This window comes from Streptomyces sp. ISL-100 (assembly GCF_018614615.1).
Taxonomy (GTDB): Bacteria; Actinomycetota; Actinomycetes; order Streptomycetales; family Streptomycetaceae; genus Streptomyces.
Genome location: NZ_JAGGOK010000003.1, coordinates 100,477 through 120,912 on the forward strand (window position 1 = coordinate 100,477; position 20,436 = coordinate 120,912).

Here is a 20,436-nt window from a genome sequence, read left to right on the forward strand (position 1 = left end):
CGCGTGCTGCACCCGGGGGCTAGTCGCCGTCCCCGCCGTTGCGGCCGAAGCCGCCGCCGAAGAGGCCGCCGGCGTCGTTGCCGCCGTTGTTGCCCCCGTTGTCGCCTCCGCCGTCACCGCCGCCGCCGGCCACGGTGGTCAGGTTGACCGCGGTGCCCTTGGGGGCCTGCTGGCCGACAGCGGGCTGGGCGAGGACGACGATGGCCTCGTCGTCCTGCGGCTCGGTGATCGTGCCGACGGTCAGGCCGGCGTCCTCGATCGCCTTGCGGGCGTCCTTGACCTTCTGGCCGGTCACGGGCGGCACCGCGACCTGTTCCTGGGCGGCGGCCTTCGCGACGGTCAGGGTGATGGTGCCGCCCTTGTCGGTCTGGCTGTTGCCCACGGGGTCCTGCTTGATGACCGTGTTCGGGGGCTGGGCCGATTCCTCGTCGACGCGGGTGACCTGGAAGCCGAGGTCCGTGAGCTGCTTCTGGGCCGCTTCGAAGGTCTGGCCGACGACCGGCGGGACATCGGCCTTGGTGGATTTGGCGATGGAGATGGTGACCGTCTCGCCCTTCTCCGCCTTTGTGCCGCCCTCCGGGTCCTGGTCGACGACCGTGCCGGGTTCCTTCTCCGACTCGACCTGCTTGGTGTCGACGTCGAAGCCCTTGTCTTCGAGGTTCTTGGTGGCCCGGTCCCTTGTCTGGTCCATGACGTCGGGGACTTCGATCTTCGGAGCGCCCGTGGAGACCACGACGGTGATGGTGTCGCCCACCTTGACCTCCTGGCCGCTGTCCGGGGACTGGCTGCAGATCTTGCCCTTCGGCTGCCCCTCGCACTCCTTGCGCTCTCCGACCTGGACCGTGAGGTCGGCGTTTGTGCCGAGACCCTTCGCCTTGGCGAGTGTCTCGCCGACCAGGAGCGGCACTGTGCGGGTGCCCTTGTCGCTTTCGCCGCCGAAGAGTGACTTGCCGATCAGGATCGCGCCGACGAGGACGAGGATGCCCGCGAGGACGAGCAAGATCGTCGAGGTGTTGCTCTTCTTCTGCTGCCTGCGGCGGTCCGGGCGGTCGTCGTAGCCGTAGCCGCCGTTGTCCGGGTTGACCGGCGGGAGCATCGACGTCGGGGCGCCGCCCGCGTCGGCCGGGCGCATTGCCGTGGTGGGCTGGTCGTCGCCGTGGCCGCCGTAGCCGCCGTAGCCGACCGCGCCGAGCGCGGAGGTGGCCGCGACGGGCTGGCCGTCGAGGCAGGCCTCGATGTCGGCGCGCATCTCGTCGGCGGACTGGTAGCGGTAGTCGGGGTCCTTGGTCAGCGCCTTCAGGACAATGGCGTCCATTTCGGGCGTGATCTCGGGGTCGAAGTTCGACGGGGGCTGCGGTTCTTCCCGTACGTGCTGGTAGGCGACCGCGACCGGGGAGTCCCCGATGAAGGGCGGCCGTACGGTCAGCAGCTCGTAGAGCAGGCAGCCGGTGGAGTAGAGGTCGGAGCGGGCGTCGACCTGCTCGCCCTTGGCCTGCTCCGGGGAGAGGTACTGGGCGGTGCCGATGACCGCGGCGGTCTGCGTCATGGTCATGCCGGAGTCGCCCATGGCGCGGGCGATGCCGAAGTCCATGACCTTGACCTGGCCGGTGCGCGTCAGCATGACGTTCGCCGGCTTGATGTCGCGGTGGACGATCTGGGCGCGGTGCGAGTACTCGAGCGCCTGGAGGATGCCTACGGTCATTTCCAGGGTGCGCTCGGGCAGCAGCTTGCGGCCCGAGTGCAGAAGCTCACGCAGGGTCGACCCGTCGACGTACTCCATCACGATGTACGGGATGGAGACGTTGTCGACGTAGTCCTCGCCGGTGTCGTAGACCGCGACGATCGCCGGGTGGTTCAGCGAGGCCGCGGACTGGGCCTCGCGGCGGAACCGGGCCTGGAAGGACGGGTCGCGGGCGAGATCCACCCGCAGCGTCTTCACGGCGACGGTGCGGCCGAGCCGGGTGTCGTGCGCGATGTAGACCTCGGCCATGCCACCACGGCCGAGCACCGAGCCCAGCTCGTACCGGCCGCCGAGGCGACGCGGCTCTTCCATAGCTAATCCAGCCCTCTCCGTCTGTCCCGACCGCACCTGTGTGTGGTCCGGCGGTGTGCTGTCCGCGCATACGGTACCGGGCGGGCCGTATCCGATCCTCCCGTGACTGTCAGCTGATACCCGACCGGTATCGCGACGTGGGCGTACGCGGCCTTCGGGTGACCGGCGTCACTTCTCCCTGTCGAGCACAGCCTGCATCACGTCCTTCGCGATGGGAGCCGCGAGGCCGCCGCCGGAGATGTCCTCACGGTTCGCGTTGTCGTCCTCGACGACGACGGCGACCGCGACGGGTGAGCCCTTGTCGGTCTTGGCGTACGAGATGAACCAGGCGTACGGCTTCTCACTGTTGTCGACGCCGTGCTGAGCGGTGCCGGTCTTGCCGCCGACGGTGGCGCCCTGGATCTGGGCCCTGGTGCCGGTGCCCTCCTTGACGACCGTCTCCATCATTTCCTGGAGCTTCTGAGCGTTCTCGGGAGAGAGCGGCTGGCTCATCTCCTCGGGGCTCGTCTTCTCCAGGAGGTCCAGGTTGGGGTCGGTGAGCCGGTCGATCATGTACGGCTTCATCAGCCGGCCGTCATTGGCGATGGCGGCGGTCACCATGGCCATCTGCAGGGGGGTGGCGGCGGTGTTGAACTGGCCGATGGAGGACAGTGCGGTCCCGGCCTTGTCCATGTCCTTGGAGAACACGCTCGCGTTGGCGCGCACCGGGACGAACTGTTCCTCGTTGAAGCCGAACTTCTCCGCGGTCTCCAGCATCTTTTCGTTGCCGAGGTCGGCGCCGATCTTGCCGAAGACGGTGTTGCAGGACCACTGGAGGGCGACGCGCAGAGTGGCGTTCTCGCAGGGGTGGTTGCCGTCGTTCACCAGGTTCTTGGTGGACAGCGGCAGCCTCCACGGCAGCGGCGACTTGGTCTTCTCGTCGATGTTGTCGTACAGGCCGTGTTCCAGGGCCGCTGCGGCCGTGACCGCCTTGAACGTGGAGCCCGGCGGGTAGGTCTGGCGCAGCGCGCGGTTGAGCGAGGGGTCGTCGGGGTTGAGCTTCTTGTCGATCTTCTCCCACGCCTTGCCGTCGCCCATGCCGGCGATGGTCGACGGGTCGTACGACGGCGCGCTGGCCAGCGCGAGGATCTTGCCGGTGCGCGGGTCGAGAGCGGCGACGGCGCCCTTCTTGCCCTTGAGGCCGTTGTACGCGGCGCGCTGGGCGTCACCGTTGAGGGTGGTGAGGACGTTGCCGCCCTGCCTCTTGTCGCCGGTGAACATGGAGAGCGTCCGGTCGAAGAACAGCCGGTCGTCGGTGCCGGTGAGGACGTCGTCCTCGATGCTCTCGAGCTGGGTGGCGCCGTAGACCTGGGAGGCGAAGCCGGTGACGGGGGCCCACATGGCGCCGTCCTTGTAGGTCCGCTTGTACTTGAGGTCGCCGTTCTTGGCCTCGACGGACCCGGTGATCGCCTTGCCGTCCACGACGATGTCGCCGCGCTTGTGGGCGTAGCGGTCGATCAGGACGCGGCGGTTCTTGGTGTCCTTGGTGAGCTCGTCGGCCTTGACGTACTGGATCCAGTTGACGCGTACGAGCAGGGCGAGGACGAGCAGGCCGCAGAAGATCGCGACCCGGCGCAGGGGCTTGTTCACGGGCGGACCACCTGGGTCATCTCGGCGTCGGAGGTAGGTGCGGGGGCGGGTGCGGGCCTGCGTGCGGTGTCACTGATGCGCAGCAGGATGGCGATGAGCGCCCAGTTCGCGATGACGGAGGAACCGCCCTGTGCGAGGAACGGCATGGTCATGCCGGTCAGCGGGATGACGCCGGTGACGCCGCCGGCGACGACGAAGACCTGGAGGGCGAAGGCGCCGGAGAGGCCGATGGCGAGGAGCTTGCCGAAGGGGTCGCGGGCGGCGAGGGCGGTGCGTACGCCGCGCTCGATGAGCAGGCCGTACAGCAGGATGATCGCCATGAGGCCGGTGAGGCCCATTTCCTCGCCGACGGTGGCGAGGATGTAGTCGCTCTTGGGGGCGATGCCGCCGATGAGCTTGGAGTAGCCCTGGCCGAGTCCGGAGCCGAAGAGGCCGCCGGAGCCGAAGGCGTATACGGACTGGGCGGTCTCGGTGACGAGGCCGCACTCGCCGGCGGCGTTGCAGACCGTCGCGAGGGGGTTGAGCCAGTTGTCGACGCGGGTCTGTACGTGGCTGGCGAAGGAGGCGACGCCGACGGCGCCGGCGGCGCTGAGGGTGAGGCCGAAGACGACCCAGCTGGTGCGTTCGGTGGCGACGTACAGCATGATCACGAAGAGGCCGAAGAAGAGCAGCGAGGTGCCCAGGTCGGTTTCGAAGATCAGGATCATCAGGCTGAGGGCCCAGATGGCGAGGATCGGTCCGAGGTCGCGGCCGCGGGGCAGGTACATGCCCATGAAGCGGCGGCTGGCGAGGGCGAGTGCGTCGCGTTTCACCATGAGGTAGCCGGCGAAGAAGATCGCGATGATGATTTTCGCGAATTCGCCTGGCTGGAGTGATCCGAGGCCGGGGATGGTGATCCAGATCTTCGCGCCGTTCACGCCGGGGAAGAACATCGGCAGGATCAGCAGCACGAGGGCCACGACCATCGAGATGTACGTGTAGCGCTGGAGTACGCGGTGGTCCTTGAGGAACAGCAGGACGCACAGGAACAGCGCGACGCCGACCGCCGACCACATCATCTGCTTGGGCGCCATCGCGCCGCCCAGCGCCGGCGTGGTGATGGACGGCTCCAGGTCGAGCCGCCAGATCAGGACCAGCCCGAGCCCGTTGAGGAGGGTGGCCAGTGGCAGCATCAGCGGGTCGGCGTACGGCGCGAATTTGCGCACCATCAGGTGCGCGACGCCCGCGAGGAGGCTGAGCCCGATGCCGTAGCCGAGCATGCCCGCGGGCAGGCTGCCGTCCTTGGCGAGGCCGACGTTGGCGTACGCGAAGACCGGGATGATGACGGCGAACGCGAGCATGGCGAGCTCGGTGTTGCGCCGGCTCGGCGCTTCGATCGCGCCGATGGTGGTCGTGTTGGTGACAACGCTCATGGTGGTAAGGCCCCCTACGGCTTTACGGCTTACCGCACTGCGAGACGAGCTTCTGCTCTTCCTCGGAGAGGCTGGGGCCAGGAGTGGGTGAAGCTGTAGCCGTCGGCAGTTTCTGGGTCTTGGCGGTCTGGGTCGTGGCGCCGGAGCCGGTCGTGCCGCCCGCCTCGCCCTCGCCCGTACTCGCTGCTTTCTCGCGGTTTTCGCGCTCTGCCTTGCGGCGCTCCTCGTCCTTCTTGCACGCGGAGGCTTGGGTGCCGAGTTCGGCGACCTTCTCGCGTGCGTCGGCGAGGCTGCCCTCGGTGATGGTCGCCTCGACCTGCTTGCGCTGGTAGGGCGGGAGGTACTTGAGTTCGATCTCGGGGTGGTCCTTCTCGATTTCCGAGAGGGAGACCCAGGCGAGGTCCTGGCTGATGCCCCGGTAGAGCGCGACGTGCTCGTCGTTGGCGCCGACGTAGTACTGGGTCTGGGTCCAGCGGTAGCCGCCGTACAGACCGCCGCCCACGACGGCGAGGGCGAGCACCAGGTAGAGCGATCTTTTGAGCCACCTGCGGCCGGCGCGCGGCTTGACGAAGTCCTCGTCGCTGTACGCACCGAAGGCGCCGTCGGGGGCCGCTCCGTAACCGCCGTTGTCACCGCTGCCGGGAGGACCGAAAGCCCCTCCCGGTGCAGACTGCGGGGGAACGGGCCGGCCGAGGCCGGCCGCGCGGCCCGCGGGGGTCTGCATCGCGCCGCCGTCGTTGGCCTGGAGCTGGTTCTCGGCGACCGCGCCGACGACGACCGGGGTGTCGTTGAGCTGCCCGGCCAGGGTGTCGTTGCCGTCGACGTCGAGGACGTCCGCGACGATGCAGGTGATGTTGTCGGGTCCGCCGCCGCGCAGGGCGAGCTGGATGAGCTCCTGCACGGTCTCCTGCGGGCCGTGGTAGCTGGCGAGCGTCTCTTCCATCGTCTGGTGGGAGACGACGCCGGACAGGCCGTCGGAGCAGATCAGGTAGCGGTCGCCGGCCCGGACCTCACGGATGGAGAGGTCGGGTTCGACGTGGTCGCCGCTGCCCAGCGCGCGCATCAGCAGGGAGCGCTGCGGGTGGGTGGTGGCTTCTTCCTCGGTGATGCGGCCCTCGTCGACGAGGCGCTGCACCCAGGTGTGGTCCTGCGTGATCTGCGTGAGTACGCCGTCACGGAGCAGGTACGCCCGTGAGTCGCCGACGTGCACGAGACCGAGGCGTTGACCGGTCCACAGGAGGGCGGTGAGCGTGGTGCCCATGCCCTCCAGCTGGGGGTCTTCCTCGACCATCATGCGCAGCTGGTCGTTGGCACGCTGCACGGCAGTGCCGAGCGAGGTGAGGATGTCCGAGCCGGGTACGTCGTCGTCGAGCGTGACCAGGGTCGAAATGACCTCGGAGCTCGCCACTTCGCCCGCGGCCTGTCCCCCCATGCCGTCGGCGATGGCGAGAAGGCGTGGGCCGGCGTAACCGGAGTCCTCGTTGCCTTCCCGGATCATGCCTTTGTGCGATCCGGCGGCGAAGCGCAGTGACAGACTCATGCGCACCTCGCCCGTCGGCTCCGGGTACATCCGCACGGTGCCCACCCTCCGGTCGGGAGCCATCGGGGATCCGCTGTCGGGACCGCCGCGGCTCGCTCGCTCCGCTCGCGCTCAATCATGACGTGGCACTACTTCCGCAGCTCGATGACGGTCTTGCCGATGCGGATCGGCGCGCCCAGCGGAATGGGGGTCGGGGTGGTGAGTCGGGTCCGGTCGAGATACGTGCCGTTGGTGGACCCGAGATCCTCGACGATCCACTGGCCGTCACGGTCCGGGTAGATCCTGGCATGACGGCTGGACGCGTAGTCGTCGTCCAGCACGATCGTCGAATCGTGCGCCCGCCCCAGCGTGACGGTCTGCCCCTGGAGGGCCACCGTCGTGCCGGTGAGTGTGCCTTCGGACACCACCAGCTTTGTGGGGGCGCCGCGGCGCTGGCGCTGCTGCGGCGGTGCCGCAGCCTGTTGCTGGCGTCCGGCCTGCTGCGGTCTGGCGTCGGCGGACGCGGTGCGGCGTGAGCCGCGCTGCGTTACCCGCGTACCGAACAGATCGCTGCGGATGACCTGGACGGCCACAATCACAAACAGCCACAGAACGGCCAGGAAACCTAGCCGCATGACCGTCAGGGTCAGCTCTGACATTGCCCCCGCTTCACCCTTCGGCTTGCCGATAAACGATGGTCGTGCTGCCCACGACGATCCGCGAGCCGTCGCGGAGCGTAGCGCGGGTGGTGTGCTGTCCGTCTACCACGATCCCGTTGGTAGACCCGAGATCCTGGATCGTCGGGGGCGTTCCGGTCCGGATCTCACAGTGCCGGCGCGATACGCCGGGGTCGTCGATCCGCACGTCTGCTTCGGTGCTGCGGCCCAGCACCAGCGTCGGGCGGGACATCTGATGGCGTGTGCCATTGATCTCGATCCAGCGCCGCGTCTGTGCGCCGGGCATGGGGCCGGCGCCCGCGGCGGCCGGTCTGCGGTCTGCGGACGCGGCTGCCGGTCCTGCGGGCCTCGCGCCGGGTGGCGGGACCGCGGGCATGGGGGGCGCTCCGGGGGCGGCCGACGGCGGGTAGCCGTAGCCGCCGCCGCGGGGTGCGGCGGGTGCGGGGGTGTGCCGGCCGGGGGCCGGGCTCTGTGGCGGGGCGGCCTGCGACGTACTCGAAGCGAGGGTGCGGCTGCGTACGCGGTAGAGACCGGTGTCGAGGTCTTCGGCCTTCTCCAGGTGGACCTTGATGGGGCCCATGAAGGTGTAGCGCTGCTGCTTGGCGTAGTCGCGGACCAGGCCGGAGAGCTCGTCGCCGAGCTGGCCGGAGTACGGGCTGAGGCGCTCGTAGTCCGGGGTGGAGAGCTCGACGATGAAGTCGTTGGGGACGACGGTCCGCTCGCGGTTCCAGATCGTGGCGTTGTTGTCGCACTCGCGTTGGAGGGCGCCGGCGATCTCGACGGGCTGGACCTCGGACTTGAAGACCTTGGCGAAGGTGCCGTTGACCAGACCTTCGAGTCGCTGCTCGAAACGCTTCAGGACTCCCATGGGGCACCTCCTCCGTCGTTGTCGTCCTGGTACTGCTTACTGATCGTATCCACGCGTCGGGAAATCGGCTGGTTCCCCTTGTCTGCACAGTGGATGAGTGTCACCTCTCACAGGGATCGTAGAGGTGGCCTGCTGACAGTGTCCCGCACTCGGTGGGCACTCTGGAGGAGTGGGTCACGGGCGGCGGCGTTCCCTTGATCGTTCTCTTGCTCGTTCCCTTCGTCCTGCCCACGTCATTGCCCACGTCGCTCCCCGCCCCGTTGCCACCTCGATGCCGCGTCGTTCCCCACCTGGTTCCCTTCCTCGGGTCCCCCCGAACAACGGGTGTGAATCCACCCTGGCCACCGTGCTAATCTTCTGCATGTCGTCAGGCGCTCGCACAAACCAGTGAGAGATTCGAACGGCACCACTCATGCGCGAGTGGCGGAACGGCAGACGCGCTGGCTTCAGGTGCCAGTGTCCTTAGGGACGTGGGGGTTCAAATCCCCCCTCGCGCACTTAGTTTGACCCATGATCCGGGCCTCATCGTTTACGCGATGGGGTCCGTTTCTGTTTTGGGTTCTGTTCGGGGTGGGGGATCTCGGGGTGAGCCGCAGGAAGGCCGCCGGTGTCGTGGCCGTGGTGTTCACGGTGCTCGCCGGTGCGCAGCAGGTGCTGCTGGTGGCGGGGTTCGGGGGATGGCTGCCGGGGTGGCAGCCGTGGCCGTATCTGCTCGTCGCGGCGCCCGCGTGGCTGATATCGCGGCCGCTGTGGGGGGAGCGAATACCCCGGCCCTGGCGGCGGGCTGTGGAAGCGTTGCGGCGGGTGCCTTCCTGGGCGTACGCCGTGGGGGTGTTGGCGCTGGCCGCCGGGGTGTGGGCGGGGCTGCAGGATTTCGAGCCGTACCTCGGTCATGAGGAAGCGGTGTACGCGAACAAGGCGCGCTCCTGGGCGGACGGGACGCCGGACGCCGGCTGGGGCGTCTACCGGCCGGTGGGGCTTCCGGCGCTGGGGGCGCTCGCTCTGTGGCTGTACGGCGATGGTGGTGCGGGTGGCGGTGCTGGTGGGAGTGTGGGCGGCGGTGTGGGGGCGCTGCGTGCGGTGGGGCTCGTGCTGGTGCTGGGGACGCTGACGGTGACGTACCTCGTGGCGGCCGCCTGGACTTCGCGGCGGCGTGCGGTGGTGGTCGTGCTGGTGCTGCTGAGCGGGCTGGGGTTCTTGCGCCGGGTGCCGGAGTACCTCAATGACATCGGGGCGACGGGGCTTGTGCTGGTCGTTGTCTTCCTGCTGGTGCGTGCGCAGGTCGTGGCCGGGGCCATGCCGGGGCCGACGCGGCTGGCCTCGTCGACGGTGCCGGTCGCGCGGGAGATCGGGGCGGCGGCGCAGGGGCGGCCGTGTCTGGTGGTGACGGGGTACGAGCCGGAGTTCGGCTGGTACTCCGGGTGCGACGCGGTGACGTACGCGCAGTACCGGGAGATGCGGCTCCGAGTGCCTGAGGGGACGCTGGTGAGCCTGGTCGTCTTCGAGCGGGGGCGGCTGCAGCCGGATGCGGCGGGGCTGGAGCGGCTGGCGCGGTTGGCGCGGGTGGACTCTGGGCGGGATTCCGACGTACGCACGATCGGGACGGACGGGCCCGTGGGGACGGCGATGGTCGTCACAATGCGGTAGGTCATCGGTCCTCCTCGGTTGGTTGTCCACAGGGTGAGACGGGTGTCGGAGGGCGGCGGTACGGTCGTGAGCAGTTGATGTTGGCGGCTGCGGCCGGCAGCCGGTGCTGTGCGAGGGCGGGGAAGGCGGCGCACCATGGCCGAGGACGAGACGGTGCTGTCCCGGGGGCGTATTCCGGAGGTGCCCGGTTTCGCGCGCTGTACGGCGCAGGGATCGCCCAGCGCGTCTCCCAAGGACGAGGGCAAGGCGTTGCGGTCGCGGGTGCCCAGGGCCTCGCACGATTCGCTCGTGCTCTCGGTGCGGCGGCCCGACGCGGTGCGGGCGGTCGAGGAGTCCAGCCGCGGCCGGGTGCCGGAGCTGACCCCGATACGGGTCGGGCGTATGGCCGCCTCCCCCTTCGCCTTCCTGCGGGGCGCGGCCGGACTGATGGCGCACGACCTGGTGGGTACGCCCGTCACGGGGCTGGGCGCACAGATATGCGGTGACGCGCATGCGGCGAACTTCGGCCTGTACGGCGATGCGCGCGGCCGACTGGTCATCGACCTGAACGACTTCGACGAGACCGTCGTCGGCCCGTGGGAGTGGGACGTCAAGCGGCTCGCGGCGTCACTGGTGCTGGCGGGGCGCCAGACGGGGGCCGACGAGGACATCTGCCGGCAGGCGGCTTTCGACGCGGTCGGGGCGTACCGGCGGACGATGCGGCTGCTGGCCAGGATGCCGGTGCTGGACGCGTGGAACGCGATCGCCGACGAGGAGCTCGTCTCGCACACGGACGCGCGGGACCTGCTCGGCACGCTGGAGCGGGTCGCGGAGAAGGCCCGTAACAACACCAGCGCCCGCTTCGCCGCCAGGGCGACGGCCGAGGGGCCCGGCGGGACACGGCGCTTCGTGGACGCACTGCCGGTGCTGCGGCGGGTGACGGACGTGGAGGCGGCCGCGGTCGCTTCGGCGCTGGGCGGGTATCTCAAGACGCTTCCCGAGGACCGGCTGCCGCTGCTCGCGCGGTACGCGATCCACGATGTGGCGTTCCGGGTGGTCGGCACCGGCAGCGTCGGGACGCGGTCGTATGTGGTGCTGCTGCTCGACCACCGGGGCGAGCCGCTGGTGCTCCAGGTGAAGGAGGCGCGCGCCTCGGCGCTGGCGCCCTACCTGCCTCTCGCCGGCTTCGAGGCGCCGGTGGCCGGGCACGAGGGGCGACGGGTGGTGCTCGGGCAGAAGCGGATGCAGGTGGTCAGCGACAACCTGCTGGGCTGGGCCGAGGTGGAAGGGCGGCCGTTCCAGGTACGGCAGTTCAGGAACCGCAAGGGCAGCGTGGATCCGGCGGCGCTCGAACCCGGCCAGCTGGACGACTACGGGCGGATGACCGGGGCGCTGCTGGCACGGGCCCACGCGCACAGCGTCGACCCCCGGCTGGTCGCCGGGTACTGCGGGAAGAACGAGGAGTTCGACGAGGCGGTGGCGCGTTTCGCGGTGGCGTACGCGGACCGTACGGAAGCGGATCACGCCGATCTGGTGGCGGCGGTCAAGGACGGGCGAATAGCCGCCGAGGCAGGGGTATGAGCACGGGTGGCCCCGCCGCCCGTACGCTGGGCGGGTGACTCAGGAAGCTCACGGGGAGCCGACGACCCGGAACGATGACGCGCAGGACCCGCACGCGGCCGGGCATGACGCCGGGCGCGAGGCCGGACGTGAGGCTGGCGAGCCGCAGACCGCCGAGGCTCCGGAGCGGCCCGAGGCCAGGCTGGAGCGGGCCGTGCGCGCCGCCGAGCAGGCACTGATCGAGTTCGAGATCGCGGTGGAGACCTTCCGGGTCGAGGTGGAGAACTTCTCCCGGCTCCATCACCAGAAGCTCGGACCGATGTACGCGCGCCTGGACGAACTGGACGCCCAGATCGCGGAGGCCACGGCCGCCCGTACCGGCGATCCGGAAGACATCCGCAAGGCGGACGAGGCGCGGGCCGTCGTCATGCCGATGCCCGGCGTCGAGGAGCTGTTTCACGACTGGATGGACTCGGACGGCCTTTCGCCCGAGGCGTCGGCGATGCTCACCGAGCAGACCGTGCAGCCGCCGAAGCGGGTCAGGCCGACCGAGGAGGCGCGCAAGCTCTACCGGGAGCTGGCCCGTAAGGCGCACCCGGACCTGGCGCAGGACGATGCGGAGCGGGGCCGCAGGGACGAGTTTATTACGCGGGTCAATGCCGCGTACGGGCGCGGTGATGTGGACCAGCTGCGCGCGCTCGCGCAGGAGTGGGCCGCGGGGCCGGTGCCCGAGGAGCAGCAGCCCGAGCGTGACGAGCTGTACGCCCGGCTGGAGTGGCTCTCGCGGCGCAAGGAACTGCTGTCGGTGATCGCCCAGGAGCTGGAGGACAGCGCCATCGGGTCGATGCTGCGGATGGCACCCGAGGACCCGGACCGGCTGCTGGAGGAGATCGCCGAGCAACTGCTCGCGCGGGTCTCCGAGCGCGAGGCGGATCTGGCGAAACTGGTGCAGTAGGTTGCCGGACACTGTGTACGTACGAAAGAAGGCATGACCCATGAATTTCGCCCCGCTTCCCTCGGTCGATGCCGCGGCGGTGCCGGCCGACGGCCTCGTGATGGACGTACGGGAGGACAACGAGTGGGCAGCCGGTCACGTCGAGGGCGCGCTGCACATTCCGATGAGCGACTTCGTGAGCCGCTTCGGTGAGCTCACCGAAGCGGTGGAGGACGGTCGGCGGGTGCACGTGATGTGCCGGGTCGGTGGCCGGTCCGCGCAGGTCACGCAGTACCTGGTGCAGCAGGGTGTGGACGCGGTGAACGTCGACGGCGGGATGCTCGCCTGGGACGGCGCCGGACGCCCGATGGTCACCGACGGCGGAAGCCCGGCCTTCGTTCTCTGATCTCAGCTGAGGGTGTGGGCGGCCAGGAGGTCGCCCAGTGCCTCTTCGTGCGCGGCGGCCGGGCCGAGTGAGAGCTCGATCTGCTTGGCCCACGCGTGGTAGCGGTGCAGGGGATAGTCGGTGTCCGCGCCGAAACCGCCGTGCAGATGCTGCGCGGTCTGCACGACGCGGCGTACACCGTCGGACGCCCAGATCTTGGCCACCGCCACATCGCCCGTCACGGGCAGGGCGCCGTGCGATCCCGTGGACAGCCGCCAGGCGGCCTGCCAGAGGGTGACTTCCATGGCGCGTAGGTCGATGTAGCGGTCGGCTGCCTGGACGGCCACGGCCTGGAAGGTGGCGACGGGGAAGCCGAACTGCTCGCGTTTGCCGGTGTATTCGCTCGTCATGGCCAGTACGCGCTCGCCGAGCCCCAGCGCGAGCGCGCAGGTTCCGGTGGTGAGGAGATCGCGCAGCCACTCCCAGGCGCCCTCGGCGTCGATCACCTGTGGCGCGGTGATCCGTACGGAACCGAGGCGGACCTCGGCGAAGCGTTCGCCGCTGGTGGAGACCTGCTCGGCGAGCGTGACGCCCGGGTGGTCACGGGGGACCAGGGCGAGCACGGCGCGGCCCGCGCCGGTGTGCGCGGGCACGGCGATACGGTCCGCGCTCTGCGCCCAGGGCACGCCCGTCTGGACCCCGTCGAGCAGCCAGTGCTCGCCGTCCCGCTGTGCGGTGACGGCGAGCTCGGCCGGGTCGTGGCCGGTGCGGCCGTTGGCACCGGCCGTCAGCACCAGTTCGCCGCGGCCGACGCGGGGAAGGACCTCGGCGGCCAACTCGGTGCTGCCGTAGGCCTGTACGGTCATCGCGACCGCACTGGTCTCCAGCAGCGGTACGCGGGCGAGCACCTTCGCGGACTCGCGCAGCACGAGGCAGAGCGCGATGGGGTCGAGGCTCGCACCACCGTATTCGGCGGCCAGGACCAGGCTCAGCAGATCGGAATCGGCGAGCCCGGCCCACAGCGGCCGGTCGAAGTCCTCGGCCACCGCGCCCGGGGTGAGTGCCGGGCTCGGGACCTGGTCGGGCGTGACGCCCGAGAAGACCGCCTTCGCGGCCTCGACGGCCGCCTGCTGCTCCTCGGTGAAGGTGAAGTCCACGTCCCTTGCCCTCCCGTGCCCCGGTACCGCATTCACCTGACGGGTCGTCAAGATAGAACAGGTTCTAGATGAAGGGAAGGTGCGGGAACGGGCTTGGCGTCAGCGGTCGAAGTTCAACTCCACTTCCGGCGTCGCCGGGTGCGACTGGCAGGCCAGGACGTAGCCGGCTTCCGTCTCTTCCGGCTCCAGCGCGTAGTTGCGGTCCATCCGCACCTCACCGGAGACCAGGAAGGCCCGGCACGTCCCGCAGACGCCGCCCTTGCAGGCGTACGGCGCGTCCGCACGGCTGCGCAGCACCGTCTCCAGCAGCGATTCGCCGTCCTGTACCGGCCACTTGCCCGACCGGCCGTCGAGCGTGGCGGTGAGGGTGCTGCTCGTGGGCGCCGTTGCCGCACCGCTGGTGACCGTTCCCGTCCCGTCGTCGACGTGGAAGATCTCCTCGTGGATGCGGTTTCTGCCCACCCCGAGAGCGCGCAGCGCCCGCTCGGCGCCCTGGACGAGACCGAAGGGCCCGCACAGGAACCAGCCGTCCACTTCCGCCACCGGCAGCAGCGCCGGCAGCAGCTCGGTCAGCCGCTCCTCGTCGAGGCGGCCCGACGGCAGCCCCGCCTGCTGCTCTTCCCGGGAGAGTGCGGTGACCAGCTGAAAACGGTCCGGATAGCGGTCCTTCAGGTCGGCGACCTCCTCCAGGAACATCGTCGAAGCCGCCGTGCGGTCGCTGCGGACCAGGCAGAAACTGGAGTCGGGCTCGCGCGCCAGCACCGTCGCCGCCATCGAGAGCACCGGCGTGATGCCGCTGCCGCCCACGATCGCCGCGAATCGACCCGGGCGCGGCTCCAGGATGAAGCGGCCGGTTGGAGCCATGGCCTCGACCGTGTCGCCGACGTTCAGTTCCTTGAGGGCGTACGTCGAGAAATCGCCGCCGTCGACCAGCCGGATGCCGACCCGCAGCACCGGCTCCAGTGGCGCTTCGGTGGCCGGGGCGCAGATCGAGTACGTACGGCGGATCTCCTCGCCTGCCACGACGCGGCGCAGCGCGATGTGCTGGCCGGGTGTGTGGCGAAAGGTCTCTTGAAGCTCGGGCGGCACGTCGAGGGTGACGGCCACGGAGTCGTCGGTGAGCCGCTCGACCTCGCGGACCCGGAGCGGATGGAACATCTACAACTCCTTGAAGTGGTCGAACGGTTCGCGGCAGGAAACGCAGCGGCGCAGCGCCTTGCACGCGGTGGAGGAGAACCGGCTGAGCAGCTCCGTGTCCGTGGAGCCGCAGTGCGGGCAGCGCACCGACAGCGTGAGCGGCACGGGCCCGCCGTCGGCGGGCTGCGGGCGCGGCGGCGCTATGCCGAACTCGGCGAGCTTGCGGCGGCCCTCCGCGCTGATGTCGTCCGTCGACCACGCGGGGGACAGGACCGTGCGGACCGAGACCTCCGGTATGCCGTGGTCGTGCAGCACACGCTCGATGTCCGAGGACATCGCCTCGATCGCCGGGCAGCCGGTGTACGTCGGTGTCAGCTCGACCTCGACCTTGCCGGGCCCGTGGACGTGGACGGCGCGCAGGACGCCGAGCTCCTCCAGGGTGAGCACCGGCAGTTCCGGGTCGGGGACCGAGCCGGCGACCTTGCGCAGCTCGGCCTCCAGGAGCGTCTCGGTCACCATGTCGCCCCCGGGTGGCTGCGGTGCAGGTGCTGCATCTCGGCGATCATCCGCCCGAACGGTTCGGTGTGCAGCCCCTGGCGGCCGGCGCCCGCAGCCCAGGCTCCGCACTGCGGCCCCTCGGGCACGGTCAGTGTCGCTCGCTCCAGCACGGCGCCGACCGACTCCCGCCAGCCGGCTTCCAGCTTCTGCCAGTCGACGTCGACGCCCTCGACGGGCTGGAACATTTCACCGGTGAACCGCCACAGTGCGTCGCAGCCCCGCTGCATCCGCCCGTGGCTCTCCTCCGTGCCGTCGCCCAGGCGCAGCGTCCAGTGTTCGGCGTGGTCCTGGTGGTAGGCCACCTCCTTGACCGCCTTGGCCGCCAGCGGCGCGAACTCTCCGTCCCCGGCTGCCAGTTGCCCGTACAGCAGCCGCTGGTAGGTGGAGAAGCAGAGCTGGCGGGCGATGGTCTGCGCGAAGTCGCCGTTCGGCTGCTCGACCAGCTGGAGATTGCGGAAGGCACGCTCTTCGCGGAGGTACGCCAGCTCGTCCTCGTCACCGACGAGCGAGAGCAGGATCCGCGCCTGCCCCAGCAGGTCCAGCGCGATGTTCGCGAGGGCCACTTCCTCTTCGAGCACGGGCGCATGTCCCGCCCACTCCCCCAGCCGGTGCGAAAGCACCAGCGCGTCGTCGCCCAGGGCGAGGGCCGCGGTCACAGGTACTTGGTTCACAGATGCCGCACGCCTTCCGGGATCTCGTAGAACGTCGGGTGCCGGTACGGCTTGTCGGCGGCCGGCTCGAAGAACGGGTCCTTCTCGTCGGGCGAGGACGCGGTGATCGCCGACGACGGCACCACCCACAGCGAGACGCCCTCGGACCTGCGGGTGTAGAGGTCGCGGGCATTGCGCAGGGCCATCTCCGCGTCCGGCGCGTGCAGGCTGCCGGCGTGAGTGTGGGACAGTCCGCGGCGCGAGCGCACGAACACCTCCCACAACGGCCAGTCGGAGTTCGTCATGCTGCTGCCTTCCCATGCTTCGCGGCGTACGCACTTGCCGCTTCCCGGACCCAGGCGCCCTCTTCGTGCGCCGTGCGCCGCTGCGTGATCCGCTGCTCGTTGCAGGGACCGTTGCCCTTCAGTACGTCCCAGAACTCGTCCCAGTCGATCGGCCCGAAGTCGTACTGGCCGCGCTCCTCGTTCCACCGCAGGTCCGGATCGGGCAGCGTGAGCCCGAGGGCCTCGGCCTGCGGAACGGCGATGTCGACGAAACGCTGGCGCAGCTCGTCGTTGGAGTGCCGCTTGATCTTCCACGCCATGGACTGCGCCGAATGGGCGGACTCGTCGTCCGGCGGGCCGAACATCATCAGCGACGGCCACCACCAGCGGTCCACCGCGTCCTGCGCCATCGCGTGCTGCTCCGGCGTCCCCTTGCTGAGGTGCAGCAGCAGCTCGTACCCCTGCCGCTGGTGGAAGGACTCCTCCTTGCAGATCCGGACCATCGCGCGGGCGTACGGGCCGTAGGAGCAGCGGCACAGCGGCACCTGGTTGGTGATCGCTGCGCCGTCCACGAGCCAGCCGATGGCGCCGACGTCGGCCCAGGTCAGGGTGGGGTAGTTGAAGATCGAGGAGTACTTCTGGCGGCCGGAGTGGAGCTTGTCGAGCAGCTCTTCGCGGCCGGTGCCCAGGGTCTCGGCGGCGCTGTAGAGGTAGAGCCCGTGCCCCGCCTCGTCCTGCACCTTGGCCATCAGGATCGCCTTGCGGCGCAGGGAGGGCGCGCGGGTGATCCAGTTCGCCTCCGGCTGCATGCCGATGATTTCCGAGTGGGCGTGCTGCGCCATCTGGCGGACCAGCGAGGCCCGGTAGGCGTCGGGCATCCAGTCCCGCGGCTCGATGCGCTCGTCCGCCGCGACCGCGGTGTTGAACGCCGCTTCGTACGCGGCCGCCTGCTCCGCCTGTCCGGTCTGCGCATCAGCCGTCGTACGGTGCGCAGCTGCTGTAGCCATCCGAGCCCCCTGCCGTCCCTGCCGCTTCTTGCCGAGCGGCCAACCGACCGACCGATCGTTCGGTTCGATGACTTCAATGGTGAGTCGGCGGCCCGTAGGGTGTCAACCCTGTGGATAACTGAGGTTGACCGACGGTGATCGGGGCGGGATGGATTCGTACGACGACAGGGGCGTGACCGCCGGGCGGGCGGCGGGTTGCGTCCCGGGCGCCACGGACGCCCCGGGCGCCCCCGAGGTGCCGGAAGCCCCGGACGCCGCGGAGTCTGGGGATTCCGTAAGGTCCTCGGACGCCACCGGCGCCCCCGAAGACCCTCCAGGCCCTGGCATACCGAGCGGCGGTATCGCGGCGCTCTCTCTCCCGTACCAGGCCGTGGCAGCCCTCGCGCTCGCCGTCGTCGGCGTCATCGCGTGTGTGCACCTCGGGATGGTTTTCCTTCACGTCGCACCGTCCAACACCCTCACCAAGCAGAACGGTGAGGCCATAGACGACTGGATCTACCCCGAATTCGAGCAGAACTGGAAGCTCTTCGCTCCCAATCCGCTCCAGCAGAACATTTCCGTACAGGTGCGGGCGCAGGTCCGTACGGCCGACGGGCAGTGGAAGACCAGCGACTGGATCGACCTCTCCGCCCAGGACGGCGAAGCGATCCGCGGCAATCTGCTGCCGAGCCACACCGTCCAGAACGCGCTGCGGCGCGCCTGGGACTTCTACACCGCCTCGCACGACAACGCGAACAAGCCGAACGGTATGCGCGGCGCCCTCTCAGAGCGCTACGTCCGCCGCACCGTCATGCTGCGCCTCGCCGACCAGGACCTGGGCGGCAAGGTCGAGCGGATACAGGTCAGGTCCGAGACGATGTGGGTGAAGGCGCCGGCGTGGAGCAACGAGAAGACGAACGGCCGGCCGGCCCATCGAGTGCTTCCGTGGTGGCCGGTGACCGAGGCGGATCTTCCGGAAGGCGCCCGGCGCGCATCGGAGGCGGCCCGGTGAGCTCGTCGTCCGTCCGTACTCCTGACCGCGCCCCCGCGGGTACACCGGGCCGTGTCCCGCTCCGCGCCCCCGGCCGCGCTCCGGCCCGTAAGCTCGCGCGCGCCGCTCAGCGCGTCACCTCCACCGCCCTCGGGCCGTACCAGAGCGCCGTCGTCCGGATCGGGTTCTCGCTGACCTGGCTGCTCTTCCTCCTCTGGGAGTACCCGCACCGCCGTGAGCTGTACGGGCCGGACGGGCCGTGGAACTGGGACATGGCCCAGCAGCTGATAGCGAACAATCACGCCTTCACCGCGCTGATGTGGTCGGAGAGCTCGCTCTGGTTCGAGATCGTCTACGGGCTCGCGGTCGTGTCGGCGGCGCTGCTGATGCTGGGCTGGCGGACCCGGACCATGTCCGTCCTCTTCATGATCGGCGTGCTGTCGCTGCAGAACCGCAGCATCTTCATGGGCGACGGCGGCGACAACGTCATCCACCTGATGGCGATCTACCTGGTGTTCACGCGGTGCGGGCAGGTGTGGTCGCTGGACGCGCGGCGCGACCCCTCTCGCGGCGACCAGGTGGGGCCGGCCCTGTGGGGTGCGCTCGGTGCCTGTCTTGTCGCGCTTACGTTCTCGGGCGAGCTCAGCGGCGGCTGGCTGCTGATCTTCTGGGGCTTGCTGGTCGTGCACGGTCTGTGGTGGGCGGCCGGCCGGTACGCGCCCGGGCAGCCGCGCATCCTGCTGGACGTCATCGCCAACCTCGCGCACAACGCCGGCCTCTTCGTGATCATGGCTGAGGTCTGTCTCGTCTACGCGACTGCCGGCTGGTACAAGATCCAGGGCTCGCGCTGGCAGGACGGCACCGCGCTCTACTACCCGCTGCACCTGGACTACTTCTCGCCCTGGCCCGTGCTTTCCGGGCTGCTTGCCTCCAGCGGCGTGATCGTGATGCTGCTGACGTACGGGACGGTGGCTGTTCAGGTCGCGTTCCCCTTCACGCTCTTCAACCGGCAGGTCAAGAACGTCCTGCTCGCCGTCATGATCACTGAGCACGCGGCGATCGCTGTGCTGCTCGGGCTGCCCTTCTTCTCGCTCGCGATGATCGCCGCCGACGCGGTCTTCCTGCCGACCGGCTTCCTGCGGCGTATCGGCCGGTGGGGGGCGCGGCTCGACGTATCGGGCCTGGTCGGACGCCCCCGTAGGCTGAAGTCATGACTGAGGACGTGGCCGGGGACAGCGCCGAGGACGTGGCCGACGCTGTGATGCGGCAGTGGCGTGAGGCAGCCCCGAACACCGTTCTGCTCGACGGGTTCCATGCCCTGAAGCACGGGCTGCGCTTCGGTGCGGACGTGCGAATGACGGTTACCAGCGACCGGCAGGCCGCGGTGGCGCTTGCGCGAGAGCTGGCCGATGACGTGTCGGACGTGATCGCCCAGTCCGTCGTCGAAATTCCGGCACACGCCTTGCGTGAGCTGGTCCCCAGGGTTCACACCACGGGGATAGCCGCACTGGCCGTCCGGCGCGATGCCCGGGCGAACGCGGAGACGCTGTCCCGGCTGCCTCGGATGTCCCCGATCGTCGTGCTCGACAACCCTCGTAATCTCGGCAACGTCGGAGCGGTGGTGCGCCTGGCTGCCGGATTCGGTGCCACGGGCGTGGTCACGACCGGCGACATGGACCCCTGGCACCCAAACGTGGTGCGTGCCGGAGCGGGGCTGCACTACGCCACAGCCGTCGAGCACAGGGGCCTCGACGAATTGCCGCCCGGCCCGCTGTACGTACTGGACCCGGAGGGCGAGGACATCAGGTCCGTCAAGGTCCCCGACGACGCGCTCGTAGCGTTCGGCTCCGAGCGGCACGGGATCTCACCCGAGCTGCGGAGCAGGGCGACCAAGCTGGTGTCCCTCCCCATGAGGCCGCAGGTGTCCAGCTACAACCTCGCCACCAGCGTCGCCATGACGCTGTTCCACTGGGGAGGACCGCCCGCCACCACCCCTGCCTGAAGGTGGGG

The 20,436-nt window shown here is 69.7% G+C and carries 19 protein-coding genes and 1 tRNA gene; 8 read left to right on the forward strand and 12 right to left on the reverse strand.

Annotation, left to right across the window (positions count from 1 at the left end):
- Positions 1 to 19 precede the first annotated feature (19 nt).
- From pknB to J7E89_RS01740, 6 genes are all read right to left on the reverse strand, one after another.
- Positions 20 to 2,053, reverse strand: coding sequence for a Stk1 family PASTA domain-containing Ser/Thr kinase (gene pknB / locus J7E89_RS01715; protein WP_214967343.1), 2,034 nt, complete (start codon positions 2,051 to 2,053; stop codon positions 20 to 22).
- A 168-nt stretch (positions 2,054 to 2,221) separates the two neighbouring features.
- Complete coding sequence (locus tag J7E89_RS01720; protein WP_214967345.1) at positions 2,222 to 3,682, reverse strand: penicillin-binding protein 2; 1,461 nt, start codon at positions 3,680 to 3,682, stop codon at positions 2,222 to 2,224.
- Positions 3,679 to 5,094, reverse strand: coding sequence for an FtsW/RodA/SpoVE family cell cycle protein (locus J7E89_RS01725; RefSeq protein ID WP_214967347.1), 1,416 nt, complete (start codon positions 5,092 to 5,094; stop codon positions 3,679 to 3,681). Before J7E89_RS01725 ends, J7E89_RS01720 begins: the two co-directional genes overlap by 4 nt.
- A 22-nt stretch (positions 5,095 to 5,116) precedes the next feature.
- Positions 5,117 to 6,634 carry a Stp1/IreP family PP2C-type Ser/Thr phosphatase gene (locus tag J7E89_RS01730; protein WP_214967559.1) on the reverse strand — a complete coding sequence of 506 codons (1,518 nt, stop codon included), beginning with the start codon at positions 6,632 to 6,634 and terminating at the stop codon, positions 5,117 to 5,119.
- 128 nt (positions 6,635 to 6,762) lie between these two features.
- Complete coding sequence (locus J7E89_RS01735; RefSeq protein ID WP_028810660.1) at positions 6,763 to 7,272, reverse strand: FHA domain-containing protein; 510 nt, start codon at positions 7,270 to 7,272, stop codon at positions 6,763 to 6,765.
- A 10-nt stretch (positions 7,273 to 7,282) separates the two neighbouring features.
- Complete coding sequence (locus tag J7E89_RS01740; protein ID WP_214967349.1) at positions 7,283 to 8,158, reverse strand: DUF3662 and FHA domain-containing protein; 876 nt, start codon at positions 8,156 to 8,158, stop codon at positions 7,283 to 7,285.
- A 414-nt stretch (positions 8,159 to 8,572) separates the two neighbouring features.
- Between J7E89_RS01740 and J7E89_RS01745 the strand changes: the two genes are divergently transcribed.
- The 5 genes from J7E89_RS01745 (at position 8,573) to J7E89_RS01765 (ending at position 12,684) form a co-directional block, all read left to right on the forward strand.
- A tRNA-Leu gene (locus J7E89_RS01745) sits at positions 8,573 to 8,655 on the forward strand.
- Between the two features lie 88 nt (positions 8,656 to 8,743).
- Positions 8,744 to 9,805 (forward strand): hypothetical protein, encoded by a 1,062-nt coding sequence (locus J7E89_RS01750; RefSeq protein WP_214967351.1) that lies wholly within the window; start codon positions 8,744 to 8,746, stop codon positions 9,803 to 9,805.
- A 135-nt stretch (positions 9,806 to 9,940) separates the two neighbouring features.
- The gene (locus J7E89_RS01755; protein WP_214967353.1) at positions 9,941 to 11,365 is read left to right on the forward strand and encodes a DUF2252 domain-containing protein; all 1,425 of its coding nucleotides are present in this window, start codon (positions 9,941 to 9,943) and stop codon (positions 11,363 to 11,365) included.
- Between the two features lie 34 nt (positions 11,366 to 11,399).
- Complete coding sequence (locus J7E89_RS01760; RefSeq protein WP_214967356.1) at positions 11,400 to 12,299, forward strand: J domain-containing protein; 900 nt, start codon at positions 11,400 to 11,402, stop codon at positions 12,297 to 12,299.
- Positions 12,300 to 12,339: 40 nt separating this feature from the next.
- Entirely contained in the window at positions 12,340 to 12,684 is a 345-nt protein-coding gene (locus J7E89_RS01765; protein WP_214967358.1) for a rhodanese-like domain-containing protein, read from the forward strand.
- 2 nt (positions 12,685 to 12,686) lie between these two features.
- Here J7E89_RS01765 and J7E89_RS01770 read toward each other — a convergent pair whose 3' ends face one another.
- The 6 genes from J7E89_RS01770 to paaA form a co-directional block, all read right to left on the reverse strand.
- The gene (locus J7E89_RS01770; protein ID WP_214967360.1) at positions 12,687 to 13,820 is read right to left on the reverse strand and encodes an acyl-CoA dehydrogenase family protein; all 1,134 of its coding nucleotides are present in this window, start codon (positions 13,818 to 13,820) and stop codon (positions 12,687 to 12,689) included.
- 99 nt (positions 13,821 to 13,919) lie between these two features.
- Positions 13,920 to 14,978, reverse strand: coding sequence for a 2Fe-2S iron-sulfur cluster-binding protein (locus J7E89_RS01775; protein WP_214967362.1), 1,059 nt, complete (start codon positions 14,976 to 14,978; stop codon positions 13,920 to 13,922).
- Positions 14,979 to 15,476, reverse strand: a complete 498-nt coding sequence (paaD, locus tag J7E89_RS01780) for a 1,2-phenylacetyl-CoA epoxidase subunit PaaD (protein ID WP_214967364.1) — start codon at positions 15,474 to 15,476, stop codon at positions 14,979 to 14,981.
- Positions 15,470 to 16,171 (reverse strand): 1,2-phenylacetyl-CoA epoxidase subunit PaaC, encoded by a 702-nt coding sequence (paaC, locus tag J7E89_RS01785; RefSeq protein WP_214967561.1) that lies wholly within the window; start codon positions 16,169 to 16,171, stop codon positions 15,470 to 15,472. Before paaC ends, paaD begins: the two co-directional genes overlap by 7 nt.
- 11 nt (positions 16,172 to 16,182) lie before the next feature.
- Positions 16,183 to 16,470: a 1,2-phenylacetyl-CoA epoxidase subunit PaaB gene (gene paaB, locus J7E89_RS01790; protein WP_028810644.1), complete on the reverse strand. Its 288-nt coding sequence runs from the start codon at positions 16,468 to 16,470 to the stop codon at positions 16,183 to 16,185.
- A complete protein-coding gene (paaA, locus tag J7E89_RS01795; RefSeq protein ID WP_214967367.1) occupies positions 16,467 to 17,456 on the reverse strand; it encodes a 1,2-phenylacetyl-CoA epoxidase subunit PaaA in 990 nt (329 codons plus the stop codon). Before paaA ends, paaB begins: the two co-directional genes overlap by 4 nt.
- A 148-nt stretch (positions 17,457 to 17,604) precedes the next feature.
- Here paaA and J7E89_RS01800 point away from each other — a divergent pair, with 148 nt between their 5' ends.
- From J7E89_RS01800 to J7E89_RS01810, 3 genes are read left to right on the forward strand one after another with little or no spacing between them, the layout of a single operon-like run.
- Positions 17,605 to 18,447, forward strand: a complete 843-nt coding sequence (locus tag J7E89_RS01800) for a DUF5819 family protein (RefSeq protein ID WP_214967369.1) — start codon at positions 17,605 to 17,607, stop codon at positions 18,445 to 18,447.
- On the forward strand, positions 18,444 to 19,640 hold the full coding sequence (locus J7E89_RS01805; protein ID WP_308315296.1) for an HTTM domain-containing protein: 1,197 nt from the start codon (positions 18,444 to 18,446) through the stop codon (positions 19,638 to 19,640). The genes J7E89_RS01800 and J7E89_RS01805 overlap by 4 nt, the downstream gene beginning before the upstream one ends.
- Positions 19,637 to 20,428, forward strand: coding sequence for an RNA methyltransferase (locus J7E89_RS01810; RefSeq protein ID WP_214967371.1), 792 nt, complete (start codon positions 19,637 to 19,639; stop codon positions 20,426 to 20,428). Before J7E89_RS01805 ends, J7E89_RS01810 begins: the two co-directional genes overlap by 4 nt.
- The last annotated feature ends 8 nt before the right edge of the window (positions 20,429 to 20,436 follow it).